This is a genomic window from Staphylococcus simiae, from assembly GCF_002902085.1.
GTDB lineage: Bacteria > Bacillota > Bacilli > Staphylococcales > Staphylococcaceae > Staphylococcus > Staphylococcus simiae.
Genome location: NZ_PPQR01000074.1, coordinates 19271 through 44022 on the forward strand (window position 1 = coordinate 19271; position 24752 = coordinate 44022).

A 24752-nucleotide genomic window follows, 5' to 3' on the forward strand; every position below is an offset into this window, starting at 1 on the left:
TATGGACAAATTAACGCCCAAACAAGAACGTTTTGCGAATGAGTATATTAAGACACTTAACATTACTCAAAGTGCTATCAAGGCAGGATATAGCCCGAATAGTGCACATGTAACAGGTAGTAGACTATTACGACAAGAGAAAGTGGACGAATATATTAAAAGTAAAAAAGATGAGATTATTGACGATACTATTTTATCAGCAAAAGAAACATTGTATCTTTTAACACAATCTGCAATAGGTGATGAGATGGAAACTAAGGAGGTTGTGGTTAAGAGGAGCTCATTTGAGCGTAATCCAGACACTGGACGCATGAACCTTGTATACAATGAGCATGTTGAAACTGTTGATGTACCAATTAAGCCAAGTGATCGTTTAAAAGCTCGTGATATGATTGCTCGTTATCATAAATTATTCACAGATAAATCAAATTCAGATATGCCTACCATTGTGTTTTATGATAGTACAGGTAAACAAGAGAACCAAGATGAAAAAGATTTAAAGCAGATAGAGAAAGAGTTTCCTAATTCGACAGTGTTTATTGATGATATAGGGGAGTTTGAGGAATGATAAGAATAAAAAAGCATTAATAGTGTCTTGTATAAAAAAATTTGACAATTAGCATAAAAATATTGTTTTTAACAACGTACAATATTACAATAGTTATACAACATGATTTGCTATATGAGTCAAATAAATTTATAAAATAAAATAAAATAAAATAGTTAAATAAAATTAATGATACGGTGACAGCGTTTTAAGCGCTGTTATTTTTATGTAAAAGTGATGTGTTGATAAAGGAGGAGTTTATCATGACTGAAAAAAAATATCTGACAACAGTCGAAAATATAATTGCTTTAATGAAAGAAGAAATAGAAAATATTTCTCCTTTAAGACTACAAAAAACGTTATACTTTTTATTTGCGTATTACGGTGCTTCTTATGGGCAACTATATAAAAGTAAAGAATATGAAGTTTCGCAAAATGAAAGTTTGAACTTACCTGAATATCTATTTGATGCCAAATTTGAAGCATGGCAATACGGTCCTGTTATTCGAGAGGTGTATATGAACAATAAACATAGTCTTGATTATAATGATATAGACTTTTCAATGAGCAATTTTGAAATAGAAGACAAAACAATGCAACAAGAAATCACAGAATATTTGAGAGAAATTATTAGAAGTACTTTAAAAATTAGTGATTTTGGTTTAGTAGAACGTTCTCATGAAGATGAAGAGTGGAAAAATAACATTACTCAGCAAGAAGTTATGAAAAATGATGGAATTATTAATGAATATATAGAGTTAGTAAATGCCTAGTTTTAATAGTGATGTTAATTCAAAAAAGAATAAAAAGAACGTTCATATTGAAATTGTTAATAAAGATTTTTTACCAACCAGAAATGAATTTGAAACAGATAAAGTAGAAATGGATTTAAAAAATGCTGAAGTAAAAGAAGTTGTTTTTTTTAATGAAGAAGTAAAGTATTCAAAACAGAATAATAATTTGAAATTCACTAATTTCATTTCTGATGATAAACAACAAAAGCAAATAAATGCTATAACTCGTTTCAGTGAAAATATAAGCATAGTTAAAAATAATACCGATGAAGCTACGAATATAAGATACAATAAAAGAATGCTATCAATTTTGTCTTTATACACTCAACAAGATATTGGTAATATAAATGGTTTAATGAAAACAGATATTAAAGGGTTGCTTGATGTTCAAGAGGGACTAAGAGTATATTGGTATTACGATATGAATGATAATGATGTTAAAATAGTTTGTGTTGATCCTCAACATTTAGTTTTACCGAGTAGGCATGGTAAAATGAACAAAGAAGAAATGATGGCTACAACCTTTAACGCAGTCACTAATAGCAAAAAACATTGTATTAGTCGATATTTTATTAAGTAGCATACAGATAAGATGAATAATTTATTATGAACGTCACTTATAAGTGGCGTTTTTTTGTTTATAAAGGCATTTTAAAATACATATTGTAATAAATTTTAACTCGGGTTAGCCTGTTGTTGGAGGTGCTAAAATGAATTATAAAATCGAAGTTTTAGACGATTGTAATGTGGTTTTTGTTAGAAATAAAGGTAAATATGGTAGTAATAAGAATTATGAAATGATGATGAAATTTAAAGAGTGGATTAAAGCAAATAATTATTGGAGATATGTTGAAACTAACGGAATATTAGGTGTAGCATTAGATGATCCGAAAATTGTCGAAGAAGAATCATGTAGATATGATTTAGTTTTAAAAATAGACGAAGATGTAAAGATAAACGATTTTATAAACTCTAGAAGTTTTGTGGGAGGGAAATATATAGTTTTTGCAATTCCTCATACAACAAAAGACGTGAAAGACTTCTATTCTAATTTACCAAATATTCTAGATAACAATCGTTTGAAAGTTAAAAGTGAACCTATATTAGAGCGTTATAAGGAAGAATTGGGAAAAGATAAGTGTTGTGAAATATTAATACCAGTTTTTTAACGCTGAGAAACGTTCTGTGTTGCATTGAGTTTAATTCTTATGTAACTATGTGTTTAAAGTGTAAATATAACTGCATGAAATACGACCAACTCGCTGGTCAATCCATTTTCAAAATAGGACGAAGATTAAAGCACGTTAAAGAAAATGACCTAGCACATGGTGAGTGGTCAAGCTGGTTAAAATCAGTAAATTTAAATAGAACTCAAGCGACTAAATTTATAAAAGTAAGCGAGGAGTTTTCAGATGATTCCACGTGGAATCAAATAGGCCTGAGCGCAATGTATATGATCGCGACGTTGCCTGAAGAAGATAGAGAAAAAGAGCATATCACTATATCAATTTATGCAACATTTCAGGAGTTTTAAAAAGAGTTTGAAGTAAGGTGTATCAAGTGTTTGAAGTGTATTGAGTAATTTAAAAGTTGCATAAAGAATATACTACATATTACTACAAAATTTAATGTATTAGATGTATAAAAAAGATTGCAAGGCTCAATTTTGAGCTTTGAAGATAATACTGTTGTAATATTAAATTTAAGGGCAAAAAGGCGAAGTTTTGAAGCTGAAGGGGAGAGTGGAAGATTATGAATAGAAAATTAACACGAATTGCTTATGAACGCCTATACAACATTATTTTTTCTTATTCATTACCTCTCTTGATAATATATTTGATTATTAATGGGTATATATTTTTCTATTATATAAATTATCTCACGCATACGGGAATGAATACGTATTTGAATACGTAAATTTTAAAATGTTGTAATTTGATAAAAATTACAATTATACGTAAATACTGATTTATCAACTGTTCATAAGTGTTATCAAATCATGAGAAAGTTAATTTTCATTGAGTGGGAATAATAATATAAAACAACAAAGCCTCCTGTATCAGTTGATGGTACAGGGGGCTTTCTGCATGCACTATCTTAAATATAACAATTCACTGCTTTTGTAACTTTAAAAGATAAAGAAGAGTTATCAATGAGACAACAGTTGAAAACCAGACAGTCTGGCTAGGGTGGGATTACGAAATCAATTATTGATAAAATTTATTTCTGTCTCACTTCCCATCACAAACATTAAAAAGATTTAAAAGAAGATGCTTTATAGCAATAACGTAAAATATATGAATAAAAGTATTGGTGTTACATGCTATATAACACAGAGGTCAAATATTGTATAACGTAGCCAATAGACATAAATATAGCAATAACGATGATAGCACTACCAAATGTATAAAGTGTATGTCTTGTCGTTAAACCTTCCGTTTTTGAGCCGAAAATACTTAATACGATTAAGCTGATACCAATAACATAAAGAATAATGATGACGACTAACATAGTAATATCACACCCTTCACGAATTCATGTCTTTACATATATTATAAATCAAAAAACAATAAAGTATAATTAATTGCTAAAAATACTAATCTCACATTGCTAAATAGGAGTTATTCTTATATACTGTAAAACGTAATTATTACTATTTAAAAAAGAGAGGTTATTATGGCTAAAATTCCAGTTACTGTATTAAGTGGCTATTTAGGATCAGGAAAGACGACATTATTAAATCATATTTTACAAAATAGAGAAGGCAGACGTATTGCAGTAATTGTTAATGATATGAGTGAAGTAAATATTGATAAAGATTTAGTAGCGGAAGGTGGAGGATTATCTCGCACTGATGAAAAGTTAGTAGAATTATCAAATGGGTGCATTTGCTGTACTTTAAGAGATGATTTATTAAAAGAAGTAGAAAGATTAGTCAACAAGGGTGGTATCGATCAAATTGTTATTGAATCGACTGGAATATCCGAACCAGTACCTGTAGCACAAACATTTTCATACATAGATGATGAACTAGGTATAGATTTAACCGCCATTTGCCGCTTAGATACGATGGTTACAGTAGTAGATGCTAACCGCTTCGTCAATGATATTAAATCCGAAGACTTATTGATGGATAGAAACCAAAGTGTAAATCAAACAGATGAACGTACGATAGCTGACTTATTGATTGATCAAGTAGAATTTTGTGATGTCTTAATTATTAACAAGATTGATTTAATTAATGAAGATGAACTGAAGCAATTGGAAAAAATGTTAGTTGCATTGCAACCAAGTGCCAAGATAATTAAAACTATGAATGCACAAGTAGATTTACAGGATGTCTTAAATACACAATTATTTGATTTTGACAAAGCGAGTGAGTCTGCAGGGTGGATTAAAGAATTAGAACAAGGTGGTCACGCTGAACATACACCAGAAACAGAAGAGTATGGTATTTCCTCATTTGTCTATAAACGACGTTTGCCATTTCATGCAGCTAGGTTTAATCAATGGCTAGATCATTTGCCGGAAAATATTGTAAGAGCAAAAGGTATTGTATGGTTAGCTCAATACAATGATGTAGCTTGCTTATTGTCACAAGCTGGTTCTTCATGCAATATACATCCGGTAACATATTGGGTTGCTAGTATGCCAGAAGTTAGACAGTTACAAATTTTAGAGCAACGTGAAGATGTGGCAGCTGAATGGGATCTTGAATACGGTGACCGACATACGCAGTTCGTTATTATCGGCACTGATTTGGAGCAACAGCAAATTATACATGAACTTGATCAATGTTTAATTAATACACAAGAAATTGATGCAGATTGGAACCAATTTGAAGATCCATACCATTGGCAAATTAAACCTTCACGTTAAAATATACTATGAATATAAAATGGTAAAGGGAATAGGCTGAGAGTGGGGCGAAAATGAACCCCACCAAAAAATCTATGCCATAGATAACTGTCTTGCATATTAATGTAACATCTACAAGTGAATTTTTAATAATGGATTCCAACCATCATGGCAAGTTTGACTAGCATTATCAGATATTGATGGATTAACATCTTACAGAATAGGATGTAATTGCTAAATATTTAAAATTAAACATATAATACATTTTGTCTTGAGCTCAAAATAAACGTACAGTAGGTGACTATACTGAATGAAATTGTTACTATAATGTCATAAAAATTCTATTTCTAACAAGCTTAAAATATGCTAAGTTAAAAGTAACAGAAATGTCATTTTATCCATATAGAGGTCGGTACACTTTACGAAGTGACATTCCGATCTCTATTTTTTACGTGTCGAGTTGTCAATTTAAGAGTAACAGTTCGTCACATGAAAAAAGAAAAGACTGGAACATATATGTCCCAGCCTCTAATGTTAATGATTAGAAATGTATGTGGATTAATTTTAATGGCTTATAGTGCTATTATTTTACAAAAATATCAATAACTTTTTTGATGATTTTAACTATTGTAGTGAAGATTTCCATGATAATAGCCTCCTAACGTAAGTTATGTATGATGAGTTGTTGGTATACCAAAACGCTTTATCAGCGAATACTTCAATAAAGCAATAGATAACTTTATTAAGATATCAACGATGCTTAATAAAAAGTTCTGTTTGCTTTGAAGTAACTTTATTGTACGTTATTTAATTGTGTATATGGCTAATAATCCCTAACTTATATCATTTATGGCATAGCTGTTGTTAAAGTTGTATTTATTAACGGTCATTAGTGCTCAACTGTCTCGATTGTCCTTAAGTATTGCATATTAATTGAAAACTAGCATTAGGATTTGACATTAGCACTGACATTCACTATATTTTTATTTATACGTTTAAATTTTAAAATGAATGTGTTAGGTCATATACGAGCAACGTTTGATAGCTATCTATGCGTTGAAAGTATAGACACAACATACATAAACCAATGCACAGTAGCATCATTAAAAAGAATTCAATCATATACACCTAAGCTATTTAATAGCTTAACAATGACGTGAATATCTAGTTAATATGAAACCTGCAACCGTCAATTTTCTGCAAGTATGCACAAATTGACGATTGTAGGTTTTTATTTATATCAAATATAAGTTATTAAATTTATTAAGGAGGTCGGCAATGATTAGTGAACAAGTATTATTAACTATTTTTTTCATAACGTTAATATGTGCAGCATTAAGTGGCGTACTATTTTTAATACCATTAATGCCAATTAAATTCATTAAGACACATCTAATCATCATATTTTTGCCTATTATCATCGCATTATGGGCATTTTTAACAGAACATCAACATATGGTTGTCGGGCCATTTAAATTAGATAGATTATCTTGGTTATTGGCTAGTTTTGTCATGGCATTAGGTTTTATTATTCAAAAATTTTCCATGCGTTATTTATTAGGTGACCACCATTATCGCCAATATTTCCCATTATTCACATTAATCACTACGTTTGCATCAATGGCTTGGTTATCTCAGGACTTACGTTTGATGACGTTATTCTGGGGATTAACGCTACTATCGTTAACGTTATTGATTAATGTTAATCGTCATTGGAAGGTTCCCCGTGAATCTGCTAAGATTTCTGCGATGACATTTATAGTAGGATGGTTAGCTTTAGTGTTAGCGGTCATAGTGATTTATAGTGTGACAGGACAATGGACAGTACCCAATCAAATAACAAATCCAACACTGGATTTAGTAGTTGATTTATTACTAGTAATTGCAGTAATTATTCCAGCAGCACAATTTCCATTTCAAAAATGGTTGATTGAATCTGTTGTTGCACCAACGCCTGTATCGGCTATTATGCATGCGGGTATTGTCAATGCTGGTGGCGTTATTTTGACTAGGTTTTCACCTATCTTTGATCATGCAATTGCATTATCGTTATTACTTATTATTGCTAGTATATCAGTCTTACTCGGTTCGGGTATTAGTTTGGTCCAAGTTGACTATAAAAGACAATTAGTAGGGTCAACGATGAGTCAAATGGGCTTTATGTTAGTTCAATGTGCGTTAGGTGTATATTCAGCAGCGATTATTCATTTAATCTTACATGGTATTTTTAAAGCAACGCTATTTCTACAATCTGGTTCAATTGTCAAACGATTTAATATTCCTTCTCAAAAGTCAGCTAAAGATACATATGGATGGTTAATGATTGGCAGAGCTTTAGCAATAATTGTGGCAGTATTATTTTGGTTGGCAAGTGAGCAACACGCTTATGAACTTATTAGTGCATTAATATTAGCGTGGTCGTTGATGGTTTCATGGAATCAATTGGTAGCATTTAGCAAGGGGAAATTAGGTCGTAGTATTGGTATCGTATTGATTGCTTTAATCGCAATGATGTATATCATTACACATCATTATTTTAATAGTGTGTTACAAACAATCACTGTTCATAGAGCACATGCGCCTTTAATAGCAGTCGTTATTAGCATTAGCATACTAGTTTGTGGTAGTTTATTAAGTATTTGGGTTGCACATCGTAGATATTCAACTGCATTTGCCATTCTCTATTTATGGTTAGTTAATTTAGGTGAAGCTAGACCTCAAGCAATTGAAAGTCATCCTGAATATTTAAAAAAATATTTATAAGAGGTGAAAGGAATGACAACACAAGAGAATATAAATGAAGTCGTTGATAATGCGAAACGAGTGATTACACCTTTATCACCTATATCAATATTTGCTGCACGTAATCCATGGGAAGGCTTGGAAACAGAGACATTTGAACAGGTGGCAGAATGGTTACAAAAAGTAAGGGATATCGATATTTATCCTAGTGCTGGTTTTATACATCAGGCTATTGAACAACATCAAATAGATACGTCATTCGTAGATAAACAAATTGATAATGATGTCATGTATAGTGACTATCAGATTCCGCAACAAGCAATGACAACATATATAGCAAATCACCAAGTATTATCTGACATCCCTCAATCTTTGATTACTAAATCTGAGTTCATAGATTACCTTAATCGAACGAAAATTGATGTAAAATTAGGAGAATGGAATGAAGTGATTCGCCCTAAAAGCGATTACTTGATAGATGATAATGGAAAGTTATTAAGTGAGCAGTTGAACAAACAGATGATTAAATGGTCTAAATTATATGTTGACCAATTTTTATCAAGTTGGACAATGCCTAAAAGAGAACAGAGTTTTTACCATGCGTGGGTACATTTAGCACAACATGACCGCAGCTTGTCGAAACTACAACGTCAAGTTATTAAAGAACTGCCAAAGCATGCAACTGAAGCGGTTCAATATGCTTTGTCACAGCTAAATATTGTAGAACACAATGTGCAAGCATATTTAGAAGGGCATTTATTAGCTTTACCAGGATGGGCTGGGATGCTTTACTATCGTGCCCAACAACATCATTTTGAACGTTATTTATTAACGGACTATTTAGCGATTCGCTTAATAAATGAATTATTGTTAGTTAATTTCACTAATAACAAGCCAGCAAACTTGTTCAGTAGTTCATTTGAACATGATATAAAACAAGCGATAGAGGCTTGGTGTTACTATACTGATATAACTTTTGAAGAATGGCAAACACTCACAATTAGAGCACAACGTGAGCGCATTCGTTTTGCACAACATTATAATCGTAATTTTTTTAAAAACAAGTGGTTAACGGCATGGGAAAAAACAGCTGAACAACAACTGATGACTAAATTACAGCGTAACAATATAGTGAAAGATACTACTATAGATACTAAAGTACAATTGGCATTTTGTATTGATGTGCGTTCAGAACCGTTTAGACGACATATTGAGGCACATGGTCCTTTTGAAACATTAGGAATTGCAGGGTTCTTTGGACTTCCAATTCAAAAAGAAGTGCTTGATGAACAGTTTACACATAATTCATTACCGGTAATGGTGACACCCGCATATAAGATTAAAGAATATGCAGATCGAAATGAGGTTAAAGTTTATCAACAAAGACAAAGTACTATATCGTCTTTATTTTATACATTTAAACTGATGAAACATAATGTCTTACCGAGTCTATTATTACCTGAATTAAGTGGACCAATTTTAAGTATTAATACGATTGTGAATACATTGCTTCCTAAAAAAGGACAACAAACGTTACAATACTTTAAGCGTAAGTGGTTAAAAAAACCACAAACAAATTTAACTATTAATAGAAGATATGAGCATAAATCAGATTTACCTATTGGTTTTACAGAACAAGAACAAGTTGATTTTACTTTACAAGCATTAAAATTAATGGATTTGACTGATGATTTTGCGCCACTCGTTGTCTTTGGTGGACATGGTAGTCAATCCCATAACAATCCATATCAGTCATCATTAGAGTGTGGTGCATGTGGAGGTGCCTCAAGTGGCTTTAATGCGAAATTATTAGCAATGATGTGTAATTCTACGAATGTTCGACAAGGTCTGAAAGCGTATAAGATTGATATACCACAAGATACAGTATTTGCAGCTGCTGAACACCTTACTTCAACAGATACACTGGATTTTATTTATCTTCCTGAAACGTTATCACCTGCAGCACAAGATGCATACAATACATTAGTTGCAGCTTTACCACAAATTTCATATGAAGCGAATAAAGAACGTTTGTCATTATTACCGACAGTGGATGACCATTATCATCCTGTAGCCGAAGCGCACCGTTTTGCGACGGATTGGAGTGAAATTCGTCCAGAATGGGGATTAGCTAATAATAATACGTTTATTATAGGTAAACGTCAGTTAACCAAACATATCAACTTAGAAGGACGGGCATTTTTGCATGATTATGATTGGCACAAAGATAGTGATGGTACGCTGTTAAATACAATTATTTCTGGCCCTGCTTTAGTAGCACAATGGATTAATTTACAATACTATGCTTCAACAGTAGCACCGCATTTTTATGGCAGTGGTAACAAAAGAACGCAATCTGTGACTTCTGGTGTCGGCGTTATGCAAGGTAATGCGAGTGATTTAATGTACGGTTTACCATGGCAATCTGTGATGGCAAGTGACAATCAAATGTATCATTCTCCTAATCGATTACTTATTGTTATTCAGGCACCTGACTTTGCTGTGAAACGATTATTACAGGGCAATGCACATTTTGCTAGAAAAGTTAAACATCATTGGGTACGTCTAGCTAGTATCGATGATGAAGGTAAGTATAAAGATTGGTAATGTTTAAGTCATGAAATGTCAAAAGCTAATATGACGCTCTAAGTATTTAAATAGATGAAATAATGATAAACTATAGTTAATTGTAGCTATGACGACTATATAATATATACGTTAAATAACTAGCGACAAAGTAATTAATTTAAAGTTTATTGGAGTAAGATGAATGAAGATGACTAAAGGTGAATTAGAAGCCCAAATTAGTAAATCAATTACACAGTGGGAAAAAGATTTTCTTGGTAGAGGATCACTATCGGTTAAATCAGATATTTTAAGAGATATGGTGATTATTAGTTTACAAGGTATACTGACACCAGCTGAATATCGAGTATGTGAAACAAATGAAGGTTTGCTTAATATTAAACGAACGCGTTCAGAGTTAGTGGAATCTGGTGAACAGGATTTAAAACAAATTATTGTAAATATTACAGGAGTTAAAGTGATCAGTTTGCATAGTGATTTGAGTACTGAAACAGGAGAACGTATTATTGTTTTTAAGCTTGAAGATAATCTTGAAAAATTAAGTCATAAATAGCAATAGGATCATTTGAGGCTGGGACATTTGAATTGTTTCAGCCTTATTTAATGTATGTTGCGTTTTAAGCTCATTTGACATTGTTTGTGATGTGATGATCTTAGTACAAACTGAAGCATATACGGTTTTTTAGTGTTCTGAGGCATCGTTTTGATCTTACAATAATAAGACATTAACAATATAAGCATATAAACGATAACTAATCCCTAGAAAATTGGGTATGATAACCATTATGGCAATTAATTTTTCTGCTTTAAATCCGATAATGCACAAAATGATTGGAATACAATACAGTACGAATATCCAATAAATCAAGTGTTCAAATGATGGGTGAATGGGGGTAAAGAATCTTATGAGTGTGATAATTAAGGCTAAATAAACTAAAATAATCTTATTGATAAGCGCTACCCCTTTCTAAATTAATTTAAAGTATTGGAATTTTTCGTGATTTAATAATTGTTGTAGTCAATTATACATGTTTTTATTTGCATTATGCATTATAATTATAAATTTAAGTTTTTTATTTTGTAATTTAGACAAATCATTGAGCTTTTTAAATGATAGTTATATAGTGATAATGACTATAGAGAAGATAAGAAAAAATTAAATTATAAACTATATAATAAAGGAGAACTATATGATTGATTCAAGATTAACGTCACCAAAAGTAACCGTACCACTATTTTTAATAGCGTTGGCTGGCTTTGTTGGTGTATTTTATAGTGTTGTAACAAAACAAACATTTTTTAAAAGTATCGATATGGGATCACTGACTTGGATGACAGAACATTTAGGTGAGCCGCAAAGACGATTTGTAGGAAATATCTTTAATTACTATATGACCTTTTGTGCAGAACTAGGTGATGTTAAAGGCGTCATCATAGTGGCTATCATCGTTACCATTGTACTCTTCATTAAACAACGACATTTAGCTTTTTGGTTTATGTCTGTGTTAGTGTCTGGTGTCATCATTAACAAATTGATTAAGGATACTGTTGAACGTGTGAGACCTTATAATCATTTATCTGTCGATACTGGTTTTTCATTTCCAAGTGGTCATTCTAATGCCAGTACATTATTATATTTAAGTTTAATGGTCGTTATTATTTCACTTGCAACAAAATTATCTACCAAAGTCTTGAGTGGTATCATCATGGGCTTGATTTGGCTAAGTATACTATTTTGTCGTGTTTATTTTCATGCACATTATGTTACAGATGTCTTAGCGGGATCATCATTGGCCGTATTGTGGGTTGCCTTATTCTTAGCTGTATACCCTTATTTCATTTACCATCGTCGTAAACATTTATAATGTAGAACTTTTATCAAGGAGATATGACATGAAAATTAAAACGCCCAATCCTGTATATCTGTCTGGAAATAATGATTATGCAATATTACTGCTTCATTCATTTACTGGAACGAATAGGGATGTTAAACATTTAGCAACTGAATTGAATAAACTAGGCTATAGCTGCTATTTACCGAATTATCCAGGACATGGTCTACAGTTACCATCTTTTATGTCCTATGGTATTGATGATTGGTGGCACGAAGTTGAACGTGCATATCATTTTTTGAGACAGCAAGGTTATCAATCTATTAGTGCGATAGGTGTATCTCTCGGTGGTTTGATGACATTAAAATTAGCTGAAACGTATGAGTTAGCAAACATCGTCGTCATGTCAGCACCTAAAGAAAAGAGTAACGAAGGTTTGGTACAACATTTATTCAATTATTGTAATAGAATGGGACAAATTTTAGGTGTTGATGAGGTTGAAATCAAACAACAATTATCATCAATCACAAATTATGAACAAGAGTTACTCAAATTCCAACAATTTATTGATAGGATTATGAGTCATTTAGATGACATATATTGTGCAGCTCATATTCTTTATGGTGGTAAAGATGCATTGTCATACAAAGATAGTGCTGAATATATTTATCATCATTTAAGTTCAACAGATAAGTTGTTAACAGGCTTGCCAGATTCCAATCATTTGATGACACATGGTGAAGGTAGAGATATTTTAGAAGCGAGTGTTATTCAATTTTTAACAAAACGCTTAACTAAATAAAGTCAAGAGAGTAGGATAGCGATAATTTTTTGATTTAATTGCTCATCTTGCTCTCTATTTTTATGTCGAAATTTAATTTTTTTCGACAGCATCAAAAATGATGATATTAAAATTGAAAGTGCACAATGAATGGTTTTGTCATATGCTTTAAATCAACATCCTGTTTTAACTAGAACTACTGCTCACTAAAGTAACAACTATTGAAGGTATCATTTGATAAATATACGGAGTTAATCATCCTAAGTTTGACATAAGGATATGTGACAATAATTCATATTAATAAAGCGTTTTGAATGTAGTATTGCATGTTATTTGCATAAGTGATAGAGTATTACTTAAACACGTAGACGCTTTAACGCCTTAAAGGAGATGTGAATATTGGGTAAGCAATCACAATGGAAATCATCAACTGGCTTTATTTTAGCTAGTGCTGGATCAGCAATAGGACTTGGAGCAATGTGGAAATTTCCATATATGGCAGGTATATATGGTGGTGGTGCATTTTTAGCTATGTTCTTAATCTTTACAATATTTGTAGGACTACCATTATTAATTATGGAATTCACTGTTGGTAAAATGGGTAGAACGTATACAACACAAATATATAGTAAGCTTACAGGTAAGAAATGGCTAAATATTATTGGTTGGAATGGTAATTTAGCTGTCTTTATTTTATTTGGATTTTATAGTGTGATAGGTGGTTGGATCGTTATATATATTGCTTATGTGCTTGGCCAAATTGCACAGTTAAATAGTACGATGCACCTTCAAGATATTCGTTTTGAAGCTATTATTACAAATCCGTGGTTAACAGTTATAGGACAAAGTGTTTTTATTTTATTGACGATGATTATTGTTATGTTAGGTGTTGAAAAAGGATTAGAGAAAGCATCTAAAGTGATGATGCCATTGTTATTTATTTTCCTCATCATTATTGTAACTAAATCTTTGACTTTAGATGGTGCTATAAATGGTTTGAAATTTTTATTACAGCCACGCGTCGAAGATATTAGTGGTGAAGGTATTTTATTTGCTTTAGGACAATCATTTTTCACTTTATCATTAGGTACAACGGGGATGATTACTTATGCTAGTTATGCCTCTAAAGAAATGACAATTAAATCATCTGCGATTGCCATTGTGTTAATGAATATATTAGTTTCTGTATTAGCAGGATTAGCAATTTTCCCAGCATTAAACACATTTGGTTATCAACCACAAGAAGGACCTGGTTTGCTCTTCAAAGTTCTACCATTAGTATTTAGTCAAATGCATATGGGTTCATTATTTTATTTAATCTTTTTAGTATTATTCTTATTTGCTGCTTTAACATCTTCAATTTCATTATTAGAATTGAACGTCTCTAACTTTACTAAAAATGATAATTCAAAACGTCGAAAAGTAGCATTAATAGCTAGTGTTTTAGTGTTCATCATCAGTGTGCCAGCCACATTATCATTCGGCATATTGAAAGATTTCAAATTTGGTGCAGGTACCATTTTTGATAATATGGATTTTGTAGTATCGAATATACTTATGCCACTAGGTGCATTAGGAACGACACTTGTTGTTGGGCAATTACTAAATAAAAATGCGTTGCAACAAAGTTTTGGCAAAGACCGGTTTAAATTATTCTCATTATGGTACTATTTAATAAAATTTGTTATGCCAGTTGTCATCGTATTGGTATTTATCTTACAATTATTTAATTAAGGTTCTCTATTTTTCAGGACTGATAAATAAAAAGTGAATAATTTAAAATATAAATTATTTTCAAGCCGAGACTCCTGAGGTAGGGACCCAACACAGAGAAACTGTGAAACAGTTTCTACAAGAAATGCAAGTTGGGTAGCAGTGCTAGTCGAAGACTACAGGCTGAGACAGCACCCTAGGAAGGGACCCAACACAAAAAAACTGGTTATCCAGTTTTTTCATGCAATGCAGGTTGGGCATAGCGAGGCTAAAAAAATAATTATGTATCAGTCCAATTTAGGAGAGAACCTTAATTAATAAAAAGCATTTGATACAGTTTGTTAGTGTATGGTGGTCGTGATGGACACCAACGAACAGTTGTATCAAATGCTTTTTTTGATATGATTTATTGATTTGCTGTATTAGTAATAAGCACACCTTGTTTAGTTAGTGCTTTAACTAGTTTATCTGACAAGATTGACTGATTAATTGTGACATTGCTGAATGTGCAATTTTTAAATGTAACATTGTCAAATAACGTATTTGTAATATCGACGTTATTGAATAGAACATTTTTAAATGTAACATTTGTGATGTTTAAATGCCTGATTACCGTTCCATTGAAATTGACTTTGGTCAAGGTATCATCAGTCATGGTACAGTCATCGAATGTTGTATTTTGAAAATTAATATGTTTGAACATATTATTATCGAAAGTGACATTATCAAAAATAGTATCATCACAATCACAACTACTGAATTTATTTTGAGTGACTTGTTTAATATTTTTAAAGACACCTTCGTTAAAATTACAATTTTTAAAGCTACTTTTGATAACTTCTAAGTCGTCATACATGGAATTTCTAAAATTCGTAGCATGATGTTTAAGTCTTTTATATGAGTCATTTGTAAATACTGACAAAGACAAATCTTTTTGTGCCATGATTAACCTCCAATGATTTAAATATGAATCGTTATAGAGAATGATATTTTGCTACACTCGTACGATATGTTATAACACTTAAGAACATACAATGATAAATAAGTATGTCACTATTACCAATCATTACCCATATCATAACATGCTATAACGTTGTATACAGAAAATAAGATTGAACATCATTTTAGAAATTTAGATAATTGCAAAATTGCGCAATATCATTTATAATTCTTATCTGAAAAGTAAGAATTAGAATTTTAATAGAAAGTAGGTCTAATACTGTTAACGATTTGTATTTAAACTTCGTCAACAGTGTACATCAACTATGATTGCATATGACTTGATTGGGCAAACGCCATTAGTATTATTGGAGTATTTTAGTGATGAAAACGTCAAGATTTACGCTAAACTTGAACAATTTAATCCTGGTGGTAGTATTAAAGATCGCCTAGGTAAGTACTTAGTTGAGACAGCTTTAGAAGCTGGAGAAATACAACAAGGTGATACGATTGTAGAAGCTACTGCAGGAAATACTGGTATAGGACTGGCAATGGCTGCTAATCGTTTCGGTTTACAATGTAAAATATTTGCACCATATGGCTTTTCAGAAGAAAAAATCAGTATTATGACAGCATTAGGTGCGGATGTTTGTCGCACACCACAGCATGAAGGAATGATTGGGGCACAACAACAAGCTAAAGCTTACGCGCAACAATATGATGCATGTTATATGAACCAATTTGAAACAGCACGTAATCCACAAACATATCATGATACATTAGCACCTCAATTAATTAATGCCGTACCTCAAATGGATTATTGCGTTGCAGGAATTGGGTCAGGTGGGACTTTTACTGGTTTGGCACAGTATTTGAAATCTTATGATGTTCAATGTTATGCAGTGGAACCAGAAGGCTCTATTTTAAATGGAGGAGCGAAACATTCACATGCCACTGAAGGCATTGGTTCTGAAAAATGGCCACAATTTTTAAAACGACAATTGGTTGATGGTATTTTTACTATTAAGGATAAAGATGCCTTTAACAATGTTAAATTATTAGCGATGAAAGAAGGTTTGTTAGTCGGCAGCTCTTCTGGAGCAGCATTGCAAGGTGCATTAGAGTTAAAAGAGAATATGACACATGGTACAATCGTTGTCATATTTCCAGATGGTAGTGATAGATACATGTCAAAACAGATATTTAATTATAAGGAGACGAAATAATAATGAAAAAGAAAACTAAAATGATTCATGGTGGACATACAACAGACGACTTTACAGGAGCGGTGACGACACCTATTTATCAAACAAGTACGTATTTACAAGATGACATTGGTGATTTACGCCAAGGTTATGAATATTCACGAACAGCTAATCCGACAAGAAGTTCTGTAGAAAGTGTGATTGCAGCATTAGAAAATGGTAAATTTGGTTTCGCATTTAGTTCAGGTGTCGCAGCAATTAGTGCGGTAGTGATGTTACTAGATAAAGGTGATCATGTTATCTTAAATTCTGATGTTTATGGTGGTACATACCGCGCACTAACTAAAGTATTTACACGTTTTGGTATTGAGGTAGAATTTGTAGATACAACAAATACGGATAATATTGAACAAGCTATTAAAGAAAATACTAAAATGTTATTTATTGAAACGCCTTCAAATCCATTATTACGTGTTACAGATATTAAAAAATCTGCTGAAATTGCTAAACAACATCATTTAATTTCTGTTGTTGATAATACATTTATGACACCTTATTATCAAAATCCTTTAGATTTAGGTATTGATATTGTATTACATTCAGCAACAAAATATTTAGGTGGTCACAGTGATTTAGTTGCAGGACTAGTTGCTACATCTGATGATGATTTAGCTGAAAGATTAGCTTTTATTTCAAACTCAACAGGCGGAATTCTTGGGCCTCAAGATAGCTACTTTTTAATTAGAGGTCTGAAAACATTAGGCTTACGTATGGAACAAATTAATCGCAGTGTATCAGACATTATTGCAATGCTACAAGCACACCCAGCAGTTCAACAAGTATTCCATCCAAGTATTGAAAGTCATTTGAATCATGATGTTCATGTTGCTCAAGCTGATGGGCATACTGGCGTTATTGCTTTTGAAGTTAAAGATACTGATAGTGCCAAACAAGTCATTAGAGAAACTGAATATTATACGTTAGCTGAAAGTTTAGGCGCTGTAGAAAGTTTAATTTCAGTACCAGCATTAATGACACATGCATCAATTCCAGCAGATATCAGAGCTAAAGAAGGTATTACTGATGGATTAGTCAGAATTTCAGTAGGTATAGAAGATACTGAAGATTTAGTTCAAGATTTAAAATCAGCATTAGATACCTTAAAATAAGTTATCACATATTGAAAATGTATAGTAGTGGAATATAAATCAATTTTTTAAGGTTTATTTCGTAGAAGTCCATCTTGTTCATTAATATATAAGCCGCATGTGGATTTTTGAAGACGAGCCCGACTCACTTCAGCAAAGCTGACTAGGATGATAAAACATTGATTTATCGACATGTTATCATCCAGAAAAGTACTGTTAAATGCATCATACTAAGTATAGAATTAATTTTTTCTAGCTTTTTCACTTGGATCTAAAATAAAAGCATTAGTCATTGAAGAAATGTGTTTGATTTCAACAATGTCTAATGCTTTTATTATGTTATTTACGAATTAAAGCTAAAATACCAGCCACGATAATTAATAAGCCAGATAATACACCAAATAAGCTGATGAAAACAATATTTAATACACCACCAATAATTAATAAAGTACCCATTAAGACACGTTTTTTATTGATAATACAGCTTAAAATTAATGTAATGACACAGACTATAATAACTGCCACGCCTAGGCCTATAACACTATTTCCGCCTTCAGCTTCAAGAGAGCTAGCAAGACTGCCAAAAAACATAGCGAAAATGCCTCCAAGCATTCCAAAGATACTTCCCATAATACCTAGTACCATTTCGGCAACGCGACTTGTTTGTTTAACATATGTATTGTTTTGGTTAATTTCAGACATAACATTTCTCCTTAAAAATTAATACTATTATTATAATCTAAAACAATTAATATCGGTATACTAAATATTAAAAATATTATTAATATTGTGTAAAAACTTAAAATGAATAAACATATTTATTTTTGCCTTTGTTTTTAGAAAATTTTGATAATTGTATTGACGTTTACATTTTAGTCACATATAATTCTGTTATTCTTATCATTTTTGTAGGGATTACTGAAGGGGGACAATCGATGATTCAGTTTCAGCATGTGAATAAAACATATCGTAAGAAAAGTAGAACGATACAGGCTTTAAATGATGTCAACTTTACTGTTAATCATCATGATATCTTTGGTGTGATTGGATATAGTGGTGCAGGAAAAAGTACATTAGTGAGACTTGTTAATCATCTAGAGTCAGTTTCGACTGGACAAGTCATGGTAGATGGACATGATATTAATCAATATTCAGACAAAGCATTAAGACAAGTGAAAAAAGATATTGGTATGATTTTCCAGCATTTTAATTTATTACATTCAGCAACTGTATTTAAAAATGTAGCTATGCCACTCATTTTAAGTAAAGTTAATAAATTAGAAATAACACAAAAAGTGATGGAAATTTTAGACTTTGTTGGCTTGACTGACAAGAAAGATCATTATCCGGATGAATTATCTGGTGGTCAGAAGCAACGTGTAGCCATAGCAAGAGCGTTAGTCACGAATCCCAAAATTTTATTATGTGACGAAGCTACTAGCGCGTTAGACCCAGCTACTACAGCATCAATTTTAGAATTGTTGAAAAAAGTTAATCGTAAATTTGGTGTCACAATTATGATGATTACACATGAAATGAGTGTGATTAAGCAGATTTGTAATCGTGTTGCGGTAATGGAAAAAGGAGAAGTTGTAGAGATAGGAAGTGTCAAAGATGTTTTTAGTCATCCTACAACGGTAACAGCTAAGAATTTTGTCTCAACGGTGATTCAAACAGAACCAACGCCATCATTACTTGAGCAATGGAACACAAAGCAAACTGAATCTTACAGTGATTTCAAATTATTTATTGATTCAACACAAATGGAACTACCGATTATTAACGACTTAATTGAAAACTATCATGTCAAAGTTAATATTATGTTCTCTTCGATGTCTGAAATTCAAGGTGAGATAGTTTGTTATATGTGGTTACGCTTAACTCATACTCAGCAATTTAGAAAAGATGATGTTATTACATATTTTGACAATCAACATATTCAATATGAGGAGGTGCAATAATGTTTGGTTCAAGTTTAGATTCATCACAATTAATGCAGGCACTGTATGAAACATTATATATGGTACCTGTAGCTCTAGTGATTGGTGCGTTAATTGGTATTCCGTTAGGTATTTTATTAGTAGTAACTAGAAAGAATGGTGTTTGGGAGAATCAAGTGATTCATCAGCTGCTCAATCCTATTATTAATATATTAAGGTCAGTACCTTTCATAATTTTACTTATAGCTATCGTTCCTTTTACCAAGTTACTTGTTGGTACTTCAATAGGAACAACAGCAGCAATTGTGCCATTGACGGTATATGTTGCACCATATATAGCAAGATTAGTAGAAAACTCATTATTAGAGGTTGATGAAGGGATTATTGAAGCGGCCAAAGCAATGGGGGCATCACCATTTCAGATTATTAGATATTTTTTATTACCAGAAGCACTGGGTTCGTTAATCTTAGCTTTAACAACAGCGATTATTGGATTGATTGGTAGTACTGCTATGGCAGGAGCTGTTGGTGGTGGCGGTATCGGTGACTTAGCACTCGTATATGGTTATCAACGCTTTGACACGATTGTGATAGTTATTACTGTAGTGGTGCTAATTATTATAGTTCAACTGATTCAAACATTAGGCAATATATTAGCAAGGTTAGTTAGAAGACATTAATTAAAATATACACTTTAAAGGAGAAGAATATATGAAAAAATTACTAGGAATTATCATTTTAGCAGTATTAGTATTAGCAGCATGTGGAGGTAATAATGATAAAAAGGTAACGATTGGTGTTGCTTCAAATGATACAAAAGCTTGGGAGAAAGTTAAAGAATTAGCTAAAAAAGATGATATAGATGTAGAAATTAAGCATTTTTCTGATTATAATTTACCGAATAAAGCTTTAAATGATGGCGATATAGATATGAATGCTTTCCAACATTTTGCATTTTTAGATCAATATAAGAAAGCGCATAAAGGTACAGAAATATCAGCACTAAGTACGACAGTATTGGCACCATTAGGTATATATTCAGATAAAATTAAAAACATTAAAGATGTTAAAGATGGCGCTAGTGTAGTTGTACCTAATGATGTTTCTAACCAAGCGAGAGCATTAAAATTATTAGAATCAGCAGGATTAATTAAGTTGAAAAAAGACTTTGGTTTATCAGGAACAACGAAAGATATTACGTCAAATCCTAAACATTTAAAAATTAAAGCAGTAGATGCACAACAAACTGCACGTGCACTATCAGATGTAGATATTGCTGTCATTAATAATGGTGTTGCTACAAAAGCAGGTAAAGATCCTAAAAAAGATCCGATTTATTTAGAAAATGCCAATTCAGACGCTGTTAAACCATACATTAATATTGTAGCAGTTAACTCTAAAAATATGGATAATAAGACATACAAAAAAATTGTTGACTTGTATCATTCTAAAGAAGCGCAAGAAGCATTAAAACAAGATGTTAAAGATGGAGAAAAACCTGTAAACTTATCAGCTAAAGAAATTAAAGCTATAGAAAAAGATTTAGCTAAATAACAATATAAAATAAATCACATAACTATATTACTGACATCCAACAAGGTAGAAATTGCAACATTAATAACCTTGTTGGATGTTTATTGCTTGTTACAAGTTTAATAGTTATATAAAAAGGTATGTAACATATTAAGTGTAAATTTTATGAAATTGTAATAATTTAGTTATTGTAAAATTTAATTATTTATATTAATTTAAAGAAGTATTTATAAAGACATTTCAAAATAGATTATTAATTTGTAATCTTAATGTCATCAAAAATCAACGTGCTATACATAATAAAAGCGTATAATGATGAAGTATTATAAAAAACGTATAAAAATTTTAAAGAGCAGTAAGTTAAGTAAGAGGAGGATATTTCAAGTGCAGAAAAAAGTAATTGCAGCTATTATTGGGACAAGTGCAATAGGAGCTATAGCTTCAACGCAAGCAGAAGCAGCATCTACACATACGGTTAAAAGTGGTGAATCGGTATGGTCGATTTCTAATAAATATGGCATTTCGATTGCGAAGTTAAAGTCTTTAAATGGTTTAACTTCAAATCTTATCTTCCCTAACCAAGTACTAAAGGTATCTGGATCAACAGGTGTTTCAAATACGACAACATCATCAAATGGCTCTAATTCAAGTTCAGTATATACAGTACAAGCAGGTGATTCATTATCATTGATTGCTTCAAAATATGGTACAACATACCAAAAGATAATGAGTTTAAATGGTTTAAATAACTTCTTTATTTATCCAGGACAAAAATTAAAAGTCAGCGGTGTAGCAAGTAATACTACTAATACAGGAAATGCAGCATCTGCAAGCGGTTCAGTATATACAGTACAAGCAGGTGATTCATTATCATTGATTGCTTCAAAATATGGTACAACATACCAAAAGATAATGAGTTTAAATGGTTTAAATAACTTCTTTATTTATCCAGGACAAAAATTAAAAGTCAGCGGTGTAGCAAGTAATACTACTAATACAGGAAATGCAGCATCTGCAGGCAGTTCAGTATATACAGTACAAGCAGGCGATTCATTATCATTGATTGCTTCAAAATATGGTACAACATACCAAAAGATAATGAGTTTAAATGGTTTAAATAACTTCTTTATTTATCCAGGACAAAAATTGAAAGTAAGTGGTACGGCTAGTCCATCAACTGCTAATACTGGAAATAATGCATCAAATGGTGGAAACTATCAATCACCATCATTTAATCACCAAAACTTATATACATGGGGTCAATGTACATATCATGTGTTTAATCGTCGTGCTCAAATTGGTAAAGGAATTAGTACATATTGGTGGAATGCTAATAACTGGGATAACGCAGCAGCAGCAGATGGTTATACTATTGATGGACGTGCAACAGTTGGATCAATTGCACAAACAGATGCAGGATATTATGGTCATGTTATGTTTGTTGAACGTGTCAATTCTGATGGTAGTATTTTAGTGTCAGAAATGAACTATTCAGCAGCACCAGGAATTGTGACATATAGAACAATTCCCGCATACCAAGTTAACAATTATAAATATATTCATTAATTATCTTTGAGGTATAGCTGACAAAATAAAAAGTCTTTTCTAATGTAGATAACTTATACATTAGAAGAGACTTTTTTATCGTTAGAACTTATAAATTTAATGGTTCTCTCATTTTTAGGACTGATAAATAAAGAGTAAATAATTATGTATCAGTCCAATTTGAGAGAAAACCATTTTAATATTCATTTTTAACTTTACGTAAACTTGTAAATAATCGAGCACCATTACCTAGTAATGATATAACAGCACCGAATTTTTTAACTTTGCGTGGAGATTTAAATGAGATATAGAAATCAAGTAGTGTCCCAATAGCACCTAAGCCAAGTGACAAATATACTAATTTTTTATTTTTAGCGTCATATTTCATACCGTTATATCCATCAACGATAAAACCAGCTAAATTGAAGAGACGAGATAAACGTTCTGGTTGAGATTTTTTAGACATACAATAATTCCCCCATTAATTTTTTTATATGTTGTTGAAGTCTATGTTGTATATAGTAATTACTAAGTTTATCTATTACTCAGTAACTTTGTCTCTATGATACCATAATACATATATTAACGAATCATATAAAAGATAAACATAGAGGTGAGTTGAATGATTAAATGTGTTTGTTTAGTCGCAGAGACTAAAGACCAGATATTATTGGTTCAAGTCAGACATGGAGCTAAATATTATTTCCCAGGTGGTAAAATTGAAGCAGGGGAAGGATTAGTTGAAGCGCTAATCAGAGAATTAGATGAAGAATTAAATTTAACATTACGACAAGAAGATTTAGAGTTTATAGGTACTGTTGTGGGACCAGCATATCCGCAGCCTAATACACTTACGGAATTAAATGGCTTTAGAGCATTAATTGACATTGATTGGGATGACATTGCTATTAATAATGAAATTACGGATATCAAATGGATTGATAAACAAAATAGTGAACTTATTGCACCAGCAGTTCAACAATGGATTGCACAAGGAATTAACTAATATGACGTTACAAGACATAACATTAGCACATTATCAGCAAAATGATTTACAAGTTGTAAAACGATTTCAACTATTGGAGATGGATAACAAATTTGTTAAAACACCATATGACAATATTGTTGCAGCTTTAGAAGATTATCATAGATATCCTATAATGGTGTGGAGAAATAATGAATGTGTAGCATTTTTCACGTTACATATAGAAAATGGCGTTGCACCTTTTAGCGATAATACTAAAGCTATTTTTTTAGATCATTCAGTGTAGACGCTCGTTATCGTAAAGAAGGTATTGCTAAGCAAGTGATGTCTAAGTTGCCATCATTTATAACACAGCAGTTTACCGATATAAATGAAATCGTTTTGACGGTTAATACGGATAACCCTAAGGCACTCAATTTATATAAACAACAAGGCTACAGTTATCAAGGTGATAGTTCTTTAGTTGGAAGACCTGTTTATATCATGTCATTAAAGATTAAAACATAAATTAAAAACCAATCAAATTTACCAATGACTATGTTATTGATTAAGAGGACGGCATGTTTATACCGTTTTAACATAGTGCGACTGTAATTTTGATTGG

At 31.7% G+C, this 24752-nt stretch carries 23 protein-coding genes and 2 pseudogenes; 20 read left to right on the top strand and 5 right to left on the bottom strand.

What is annotated here, in order from left to right:
• Position 1: 1 nt before the first annotated feature.
• The 5 genes from CD113_RS09230 to CD113_RS09250 all read left to right on the top strand — a co-directional run bounded on the left by CD113_RS09230 (position 2) and on the right by CD113_RS09250 (position 2875).
• Positions 2–568 (top strand): terminase small subunit, encoded by a 567-nt coding sequence (locus tag CD113_RS09230; RefSeq protein WP_095092566.1) that lies wholly within the window; start codon positions 2–4, stop codon positions 566–568.
• A gap of 242 nt (positions 569–810) precedes the next feature.
• Entirely contained in the window at positions 811–1320 is a 510-nt protein-coding gene (locus CD113_RS09235) for a Panacea domain-containing protein (protein WP_002464992.1), read from the top strand.
• The gene (locus tag CD113_RS09240) at positions 1313–1921 is read left to right on the top strand and encodes a hypothetical protein (RefSeq protein ID WP_002464993.1); all 609 of its coding nucleotides are present in this window, start codon (positions 1313–1315) and stop codon (positions 1919–1921) included. Before CD113_RS09235 ends, CD113_RS09240 begins: the two co-directional genes overlap by 8 nt.
• A gap of 130 nt (positions 1922–2051) precedes the next feature.
• The gene (locus CD113_RS09245) at positions 2052–2510 is read left to right on the top strand and encodes a GyrI-like domain-containing protein (RefSeq protein WP_002464994.1); all 459 of its coding nucleotides are present in this window, start codon (positions 2052–2054) and stop codon (positions 2508–2510) included.
• A gap of 74 nt (positions 2511–2584) precedes the next feature.
• A complete protein-coding gene (locus tag CD113_RS09250) occupies positions 2585–2875 on the top strand; it encodes a DUF3102 domain-containing protein (RefSeq protein ID WP_002464995.1) in 291 nt (96 codons plus the stop codon).
• Positions 2876–3657: 782 nt separating this feature from the next.
• On the opposite strand, the gene CD113_RS09255 is transcribed toward CD113_RS09250, so the two are convergent.
• Positions 3658–3852 carry a hypothetical protein gene (locus CD113_RS09255; RefSeq protein WP_002464996.1) on the bottom strand — a complete coding sequence of 65 codons (195 nt, stop codon included), beginning with the start codon at positions 3850–3852 and terminating at the stop codon, positions 3658–3660.
• A gap of 165 nt (positions 3853–4017) precedes the next feature.
• On the opposite strand from CD113_RS09255, the gene CD113_RS09260 reads away from it, so the two are divergent.
• The 4 genes from CD113_RS09260 to CD113_RS09275 all read left to right on the top strand — a co-directional run bounded on the left by CD113_RS09260 (position 4018) and on the right by CD113_RS09275 (position 11080).
• Positions 4018–5220 carry a GTP-binding protein gene (locus CD113_RS09260; RefSeq protein ID WP_002464997.1) on the top strand — a complete coding sequence of 401 codons (1203 nt, stop codon included), beginning with the start codon at positions 4018–4020 and terminating at the stop codon, positions 5218–5220.
• Between the two features lie 1257 nt (positions 5221–6477).
• Positions 6478–7962 carry an NADH dehydrogenase subunit 5 gene (locus CD113_RS09265; protein WP_095092568.1) on the top strand — a complete coding sequence of 495 codons (1485 nt, stop codon included), beginning with the start codon at positions 6478–6480 and terminating at the stop codon, positions 7960–7962.
• Between the two features lie 12 nt (positions 7963–7974).
• Positions 7975–10548, top strand: coding sequence for a DUF2309 domain-containing protein (locus tag CD113_RS09270; protein ID WP_002464999.1), 2574 nt, complete (start codon positions 7975–7977; stop codon positions 10546–10548).
• Between the two features lie 163 nt (positions 10549–10711).
• A complete protein-coding gene (locus CD113_RS09275) occupies positions 10712–11080 on the top strand; it encodes a DUF2294 domain-containing protein (RefSeq protein WP_002465000.1) in 369 nt (122 codons plus the stop codon).
• Positions 11081–11236: 156 nt separating this feature from the next.
• Here CD113_RS09275 and CD113_RS09280 read toward each other — a convergent pair.
• Positions 11237–11494 (bottom strand): annotated as a pseudogene (locus tag CD113_RS09280) (hypothetical protein); the annotation flags it as partial.
• Positions 11495–11717: 223 nt separating this feature from the next.
• Here CD113_RS09280 and CD113_RS09285 point away from each other — a divergent pair.
• From CD113_RS09285 to CD113_RS09295, 3 genes are all read left to right on the top strand, one after another.
• The gene (locus CD113_RS09285) at positions 11718–12392 is read left to right on the top strand and encodes a phosphatase PAP2 family protein (RefSeq protein WP_002465001.1); all 675 of its coding nucleotides are present in this window, start codon (positions 11718–11720) and stop codon (positions 12390–12392) included.
• A 28-nt stretch (positions 12393–12420) separates the two neighbouring features.
• Complete coding sequence (locus tag CD113_RS09290) at positions 12421–13161, top strand: alpha/beta hydrolase (RefSeq protein WP_002465002.1); 741 nt, start codon at positions 12421–12423, stop codon at positions 13159–13161.
• A gap of 375 nt (positions 13162–13536) precedes the next feature.
• Positions 13537–14874, top strand: coding sequence for a sodium-dependent transporter (locus CD113_RS09295; protein WP_088177517.1), 1338 nt, complete (start codon positions 13537–13539; stop codon positions 14872–14874).
• Between the two features lie 385 nt (positions 14875–15259).
• Here the strand turns inward: CD113_RS09295 and CD113_RS09300 are convergent, their stop codons facing one another.
• Entirely contained in the window at positions 15260–15796 is a 537-nt protein-coding gene (locus tag CD113_RS09300; protein WP_002461749.1) for a pentapeptide repeat-containing protein, read from the bottom strand.
• 322 nt (positions 15797–16118) lie between these two features.
• Here CD113_RS09300 and CD113_RS09305 point away from each other — a divergent pair, with 322 nt between their 5' ends.
• Both CD113_RS09305 and CD113_RS09310 read left to right on the top strand, forming a co-directional pair.
• Positions 16119–17018 (top strand): PLP-dependent cysteine synthase family protein, encoded by a 900-nt coding sequence (locus CD113_RS09305; RefSeq protein ID WP_002461750.1) that lies wholly within the window; start codon positions 16119–16121, stop codon positions 17016–17018.
• Positions 17019–17020: 2 nt separating this feature from the next.
• Positions 17021–18166 (top strand): bifunctional cystathionine gamma-lyase/homocysteine desulfhydrase, encoded by a 1146-nt coding sequence (locus CD113_RS09310; RefSeq protein ID WP_002461751.1) that lies wholly within the window; start codon positions 17021–17023, stop codon positions 18164–18166.
• Between the two features lie 318 nt (positions 18167–18484).
• Here the strand turns inward: CD113_RS09310 and CD113_RS09315 are convergent, their stop codons facing one another.
• Positions 18485–18847, bottom strand: coding sequence for a DUF4064 domain-containing protein (locus CD113_RS09315; protein ID WP_002461752.1), 363 nt, complete (start codon positions 18845–18847; stop codon positions 18485–18487).
• Positions 18848–19080: 233 nt separating this feature from the next.
• Between CD113_RS09315 and CD113_RS09320 the strand changes: the two genes are divergently transcribed.
• The 4 genes from CD113_RS09320 (at position 19081) to CD113_RS09335 (ending at position 23184) form a co-directional block, all read left to right on the top strand.
• Complete coding sequence (locus CD113_RS09320; RefSeq protein WP_002461754.1) at positions 19081–20106, top strand: methionine ABC transporter ATP-binding protein; 1026 nt, start codon at positions 19081–19083, stop codon at positions 20104–20106.
• Positions 20106–20765 carry a methionine ABC transporter permease gene (locus CD113_RS09325; protein WP_002461756.1) on the top strand — a complete coding sequence of 220 codons (660 nt, stop codon included), beginning with the start codon at positions 20106–20108 and terminating at the stop codon, positions 20763–20765. The genes CD113_RS09320 and CD113_RS09325 overlap by 1 nt, the downstream gene beginning before the upstream one ends.
• A gap of 31 nt (positions 20766–20796) precedes the next feature.
• A complete protein-coding gene (gmpC, locus tag CD113_RS09330; protein WP_002461757.1) occupies positions 20797–21639 on the top strand; it encodes a dipeptide ABC transporter glycylmethionine-binding lipoprotein in 843 nt (280 codons plus the stop codon).
• 546 nt (positions 21640–22185) lie between these two features.
• Complete coding sequence (locus CD113_RS09335; protein ID WP_407070857.1) at positions 22186–23184, top strand: LysM peptidoglycan-binding domain-containing protein; 999 nt, start codon at positions 22186–22188, stop codon at positions 23182–23184.
• 175 nt (positions 23185–23359) lie between these two features.
• Here the strand turns inward: CD113_RS09335 and CD113_RS09340 are convergent, their stop codons facing one another.
• Positions 23360–23629 (bottom strand): hypothetical protein, encoded by a 270-nt coding sequence (locus CD113_RS09340; protein WP_002464348.1) that lies wholly within the window; start codon positions 23627–23629, stop codon positions 23360–23362.
• 156 nt (positions 23630–23785) lie between these two features.
• Here CD113_RS09340 and CD113_RS09345 point away from each other — a divergent pair, with 156 nt between their 5' ends.
• Together CD113_RS09345 and CD113_RS09350 are read left to right on the top strand one after the other, a co-directional pair.
• Positions 23786–24169, top strand: a complete 384-nt coding sequence (locus CD113_RS09345) for an NUDIX hydrolase (protein WP_002464349.1) — start codon at positions 23786–23788, stop codon at positions 24167–24169.
• Between the two features lies 1 nt (position 24170).
• Positions 24171–24655: pseudogene (locus CD113_RS09350) on the top strand (GNAT family N-acetyltransferase).
• Positions 24656–24752 lie beyond the last annotated feature (97 nt).

Bases quoted from the DNA above. Each gene is read 5' to 3' on its own strand.
- CD113_RS09230 (WP_095092566.1), top strand. From the start codon at position 2: ATGGACAAATTAACGCCCAAACAAGAACGTTTTGCGAATGAGTATATT.
- CD113_RS09235 (WP_002464992.1), top strand. From the start codon at position 811: ATGACTGAAAAAAAATATCTGACAACAGTCGAAAATATAATTGCTTTA.
- CD113_RS09240 (WP_002464993.1), top strand. From the start codon at position 1,313: ATGCCTAGTTTTAATAGTGATGTTAATTCAAAAAAGAATAAAAAGAAC.
- CD113_RS09245 (WP_002464994.1), top strand. From the start codon at position 2,052: ATGAATTATAAAATCGAAGTTTTAGACGATTGTAATGTGGTTTTTGTT.
- CD113_RS09250 (WP_002464995.1), top strand. From the start codon at position 2,585: ATGAAATACGACCAACTCGCTGGTCAATCCATTTTCAAAATAGGACGA.
- CD113_RS09255 (WP_002464996.1), bottom strand. From the start codon at position 3,852: ATGTTAGTCGTCATCATTATTCTTTATGTTATTGGTATCAGCTTAATC.
- CD113_RS09260 (WP_002464997.1), top strand. From the start codon at position 4,018: ATGGCTAAAATTCCAGTTACTGTATTAAGTGGCTATTTAGGATCAGGA.
- CD113_RS09265 (WP_095092568.1), top strand. From the start codon at position 6,478: ATGATTAGTGAACAAGTATTATTAACTATTTTTTTCATAACGTTAATA.
- CD113_RS09270 (WP_002464999.1), top strand. From the start codon at position 7,975: ATGACAACACAAGAGAATATAAATGAAGTCGTTGATAATGCGAAACGA.
- CD113_RS09275 (WP_002465000.1), top strand. From the start codon at position 10,712: ATGAAGATGACTAAAGGTGAATTAGAAGCCCAAATTAGTAAATCAATT.
- CD113_RS09285 (WP_002465001.1), top strand. From the start codon at position 11,718: ATGATTGATTCAAGATTAACGTCACCAAAAGTAACCGTACCACTATTT.
- CD113_RS09290 (WP_002465002.1), top strand. From the start codon at position 12,421: ATGAAAATTAAAACGCCCAATCCTGTATATCTGTCTGGAAATAATGAT.
- CD113_RS09300 (WP_002461749.1), bottom strand. From the start codon at position 15,796: ATGGCACAAAAAGATTTGTCTTTGTCAGTATTTACAAATGACTCATAT.
- CD113_RS09305 (WP_002461750.1), top strand. From the start codon at position 16,119: ATGATTGCATATGACTTGATTGGGCAAACGCCATTAGTATTATTGGAG.
- CD113_RS09310 (WP_002461751.1), top strand. From the start codon at position 17,021: ATGAAAAAGAAAACTAAAATGATTCATGGTGGACATACAACAGACGAC.
- CD113_RS09315 (WP_002461752.1), bottom strand. From the start codon at position 18,847: ATGTCTGAAATTAACCAAAACAATACATATGTTAAACAAACAAGTCGC.
- CD113_RS09320 (WP_002461754.1), top strand. From the start codon at position 19,081: ATGATTCAGTTTCAGCATGTGAATAAAACATATCGTAAGAAAAGTAGA.
- CD113_RS09325 (WP_002461756.1), top strand. From the start codon at position 20,106: ATGTTTGGTTCAAGTTTAGATTCATCACAATTAATGCAGGCACTGTAT.
- gmpC (WP_002461757.1), top strand. From the start codon at position 20,797: ATGAAAAAATTACTAGGAATTATCATTTTAGCAGTATTAGTATTAGCA.
- CD113_RS09340 (WP_002464348.1), bottom strand. From the start codon at position 23,629: ATGTCTAAAAAATCTCAACCAGAACGTTTATCTCGTCTCTTCAATTTA.
- CD113_RS09345 (WP_002464349.1), top strand. From the start codon at position 23,786: ATGATTAAATGTGTTTGTTTAGTCGCAGAGACTAAAGACCAGATATTA.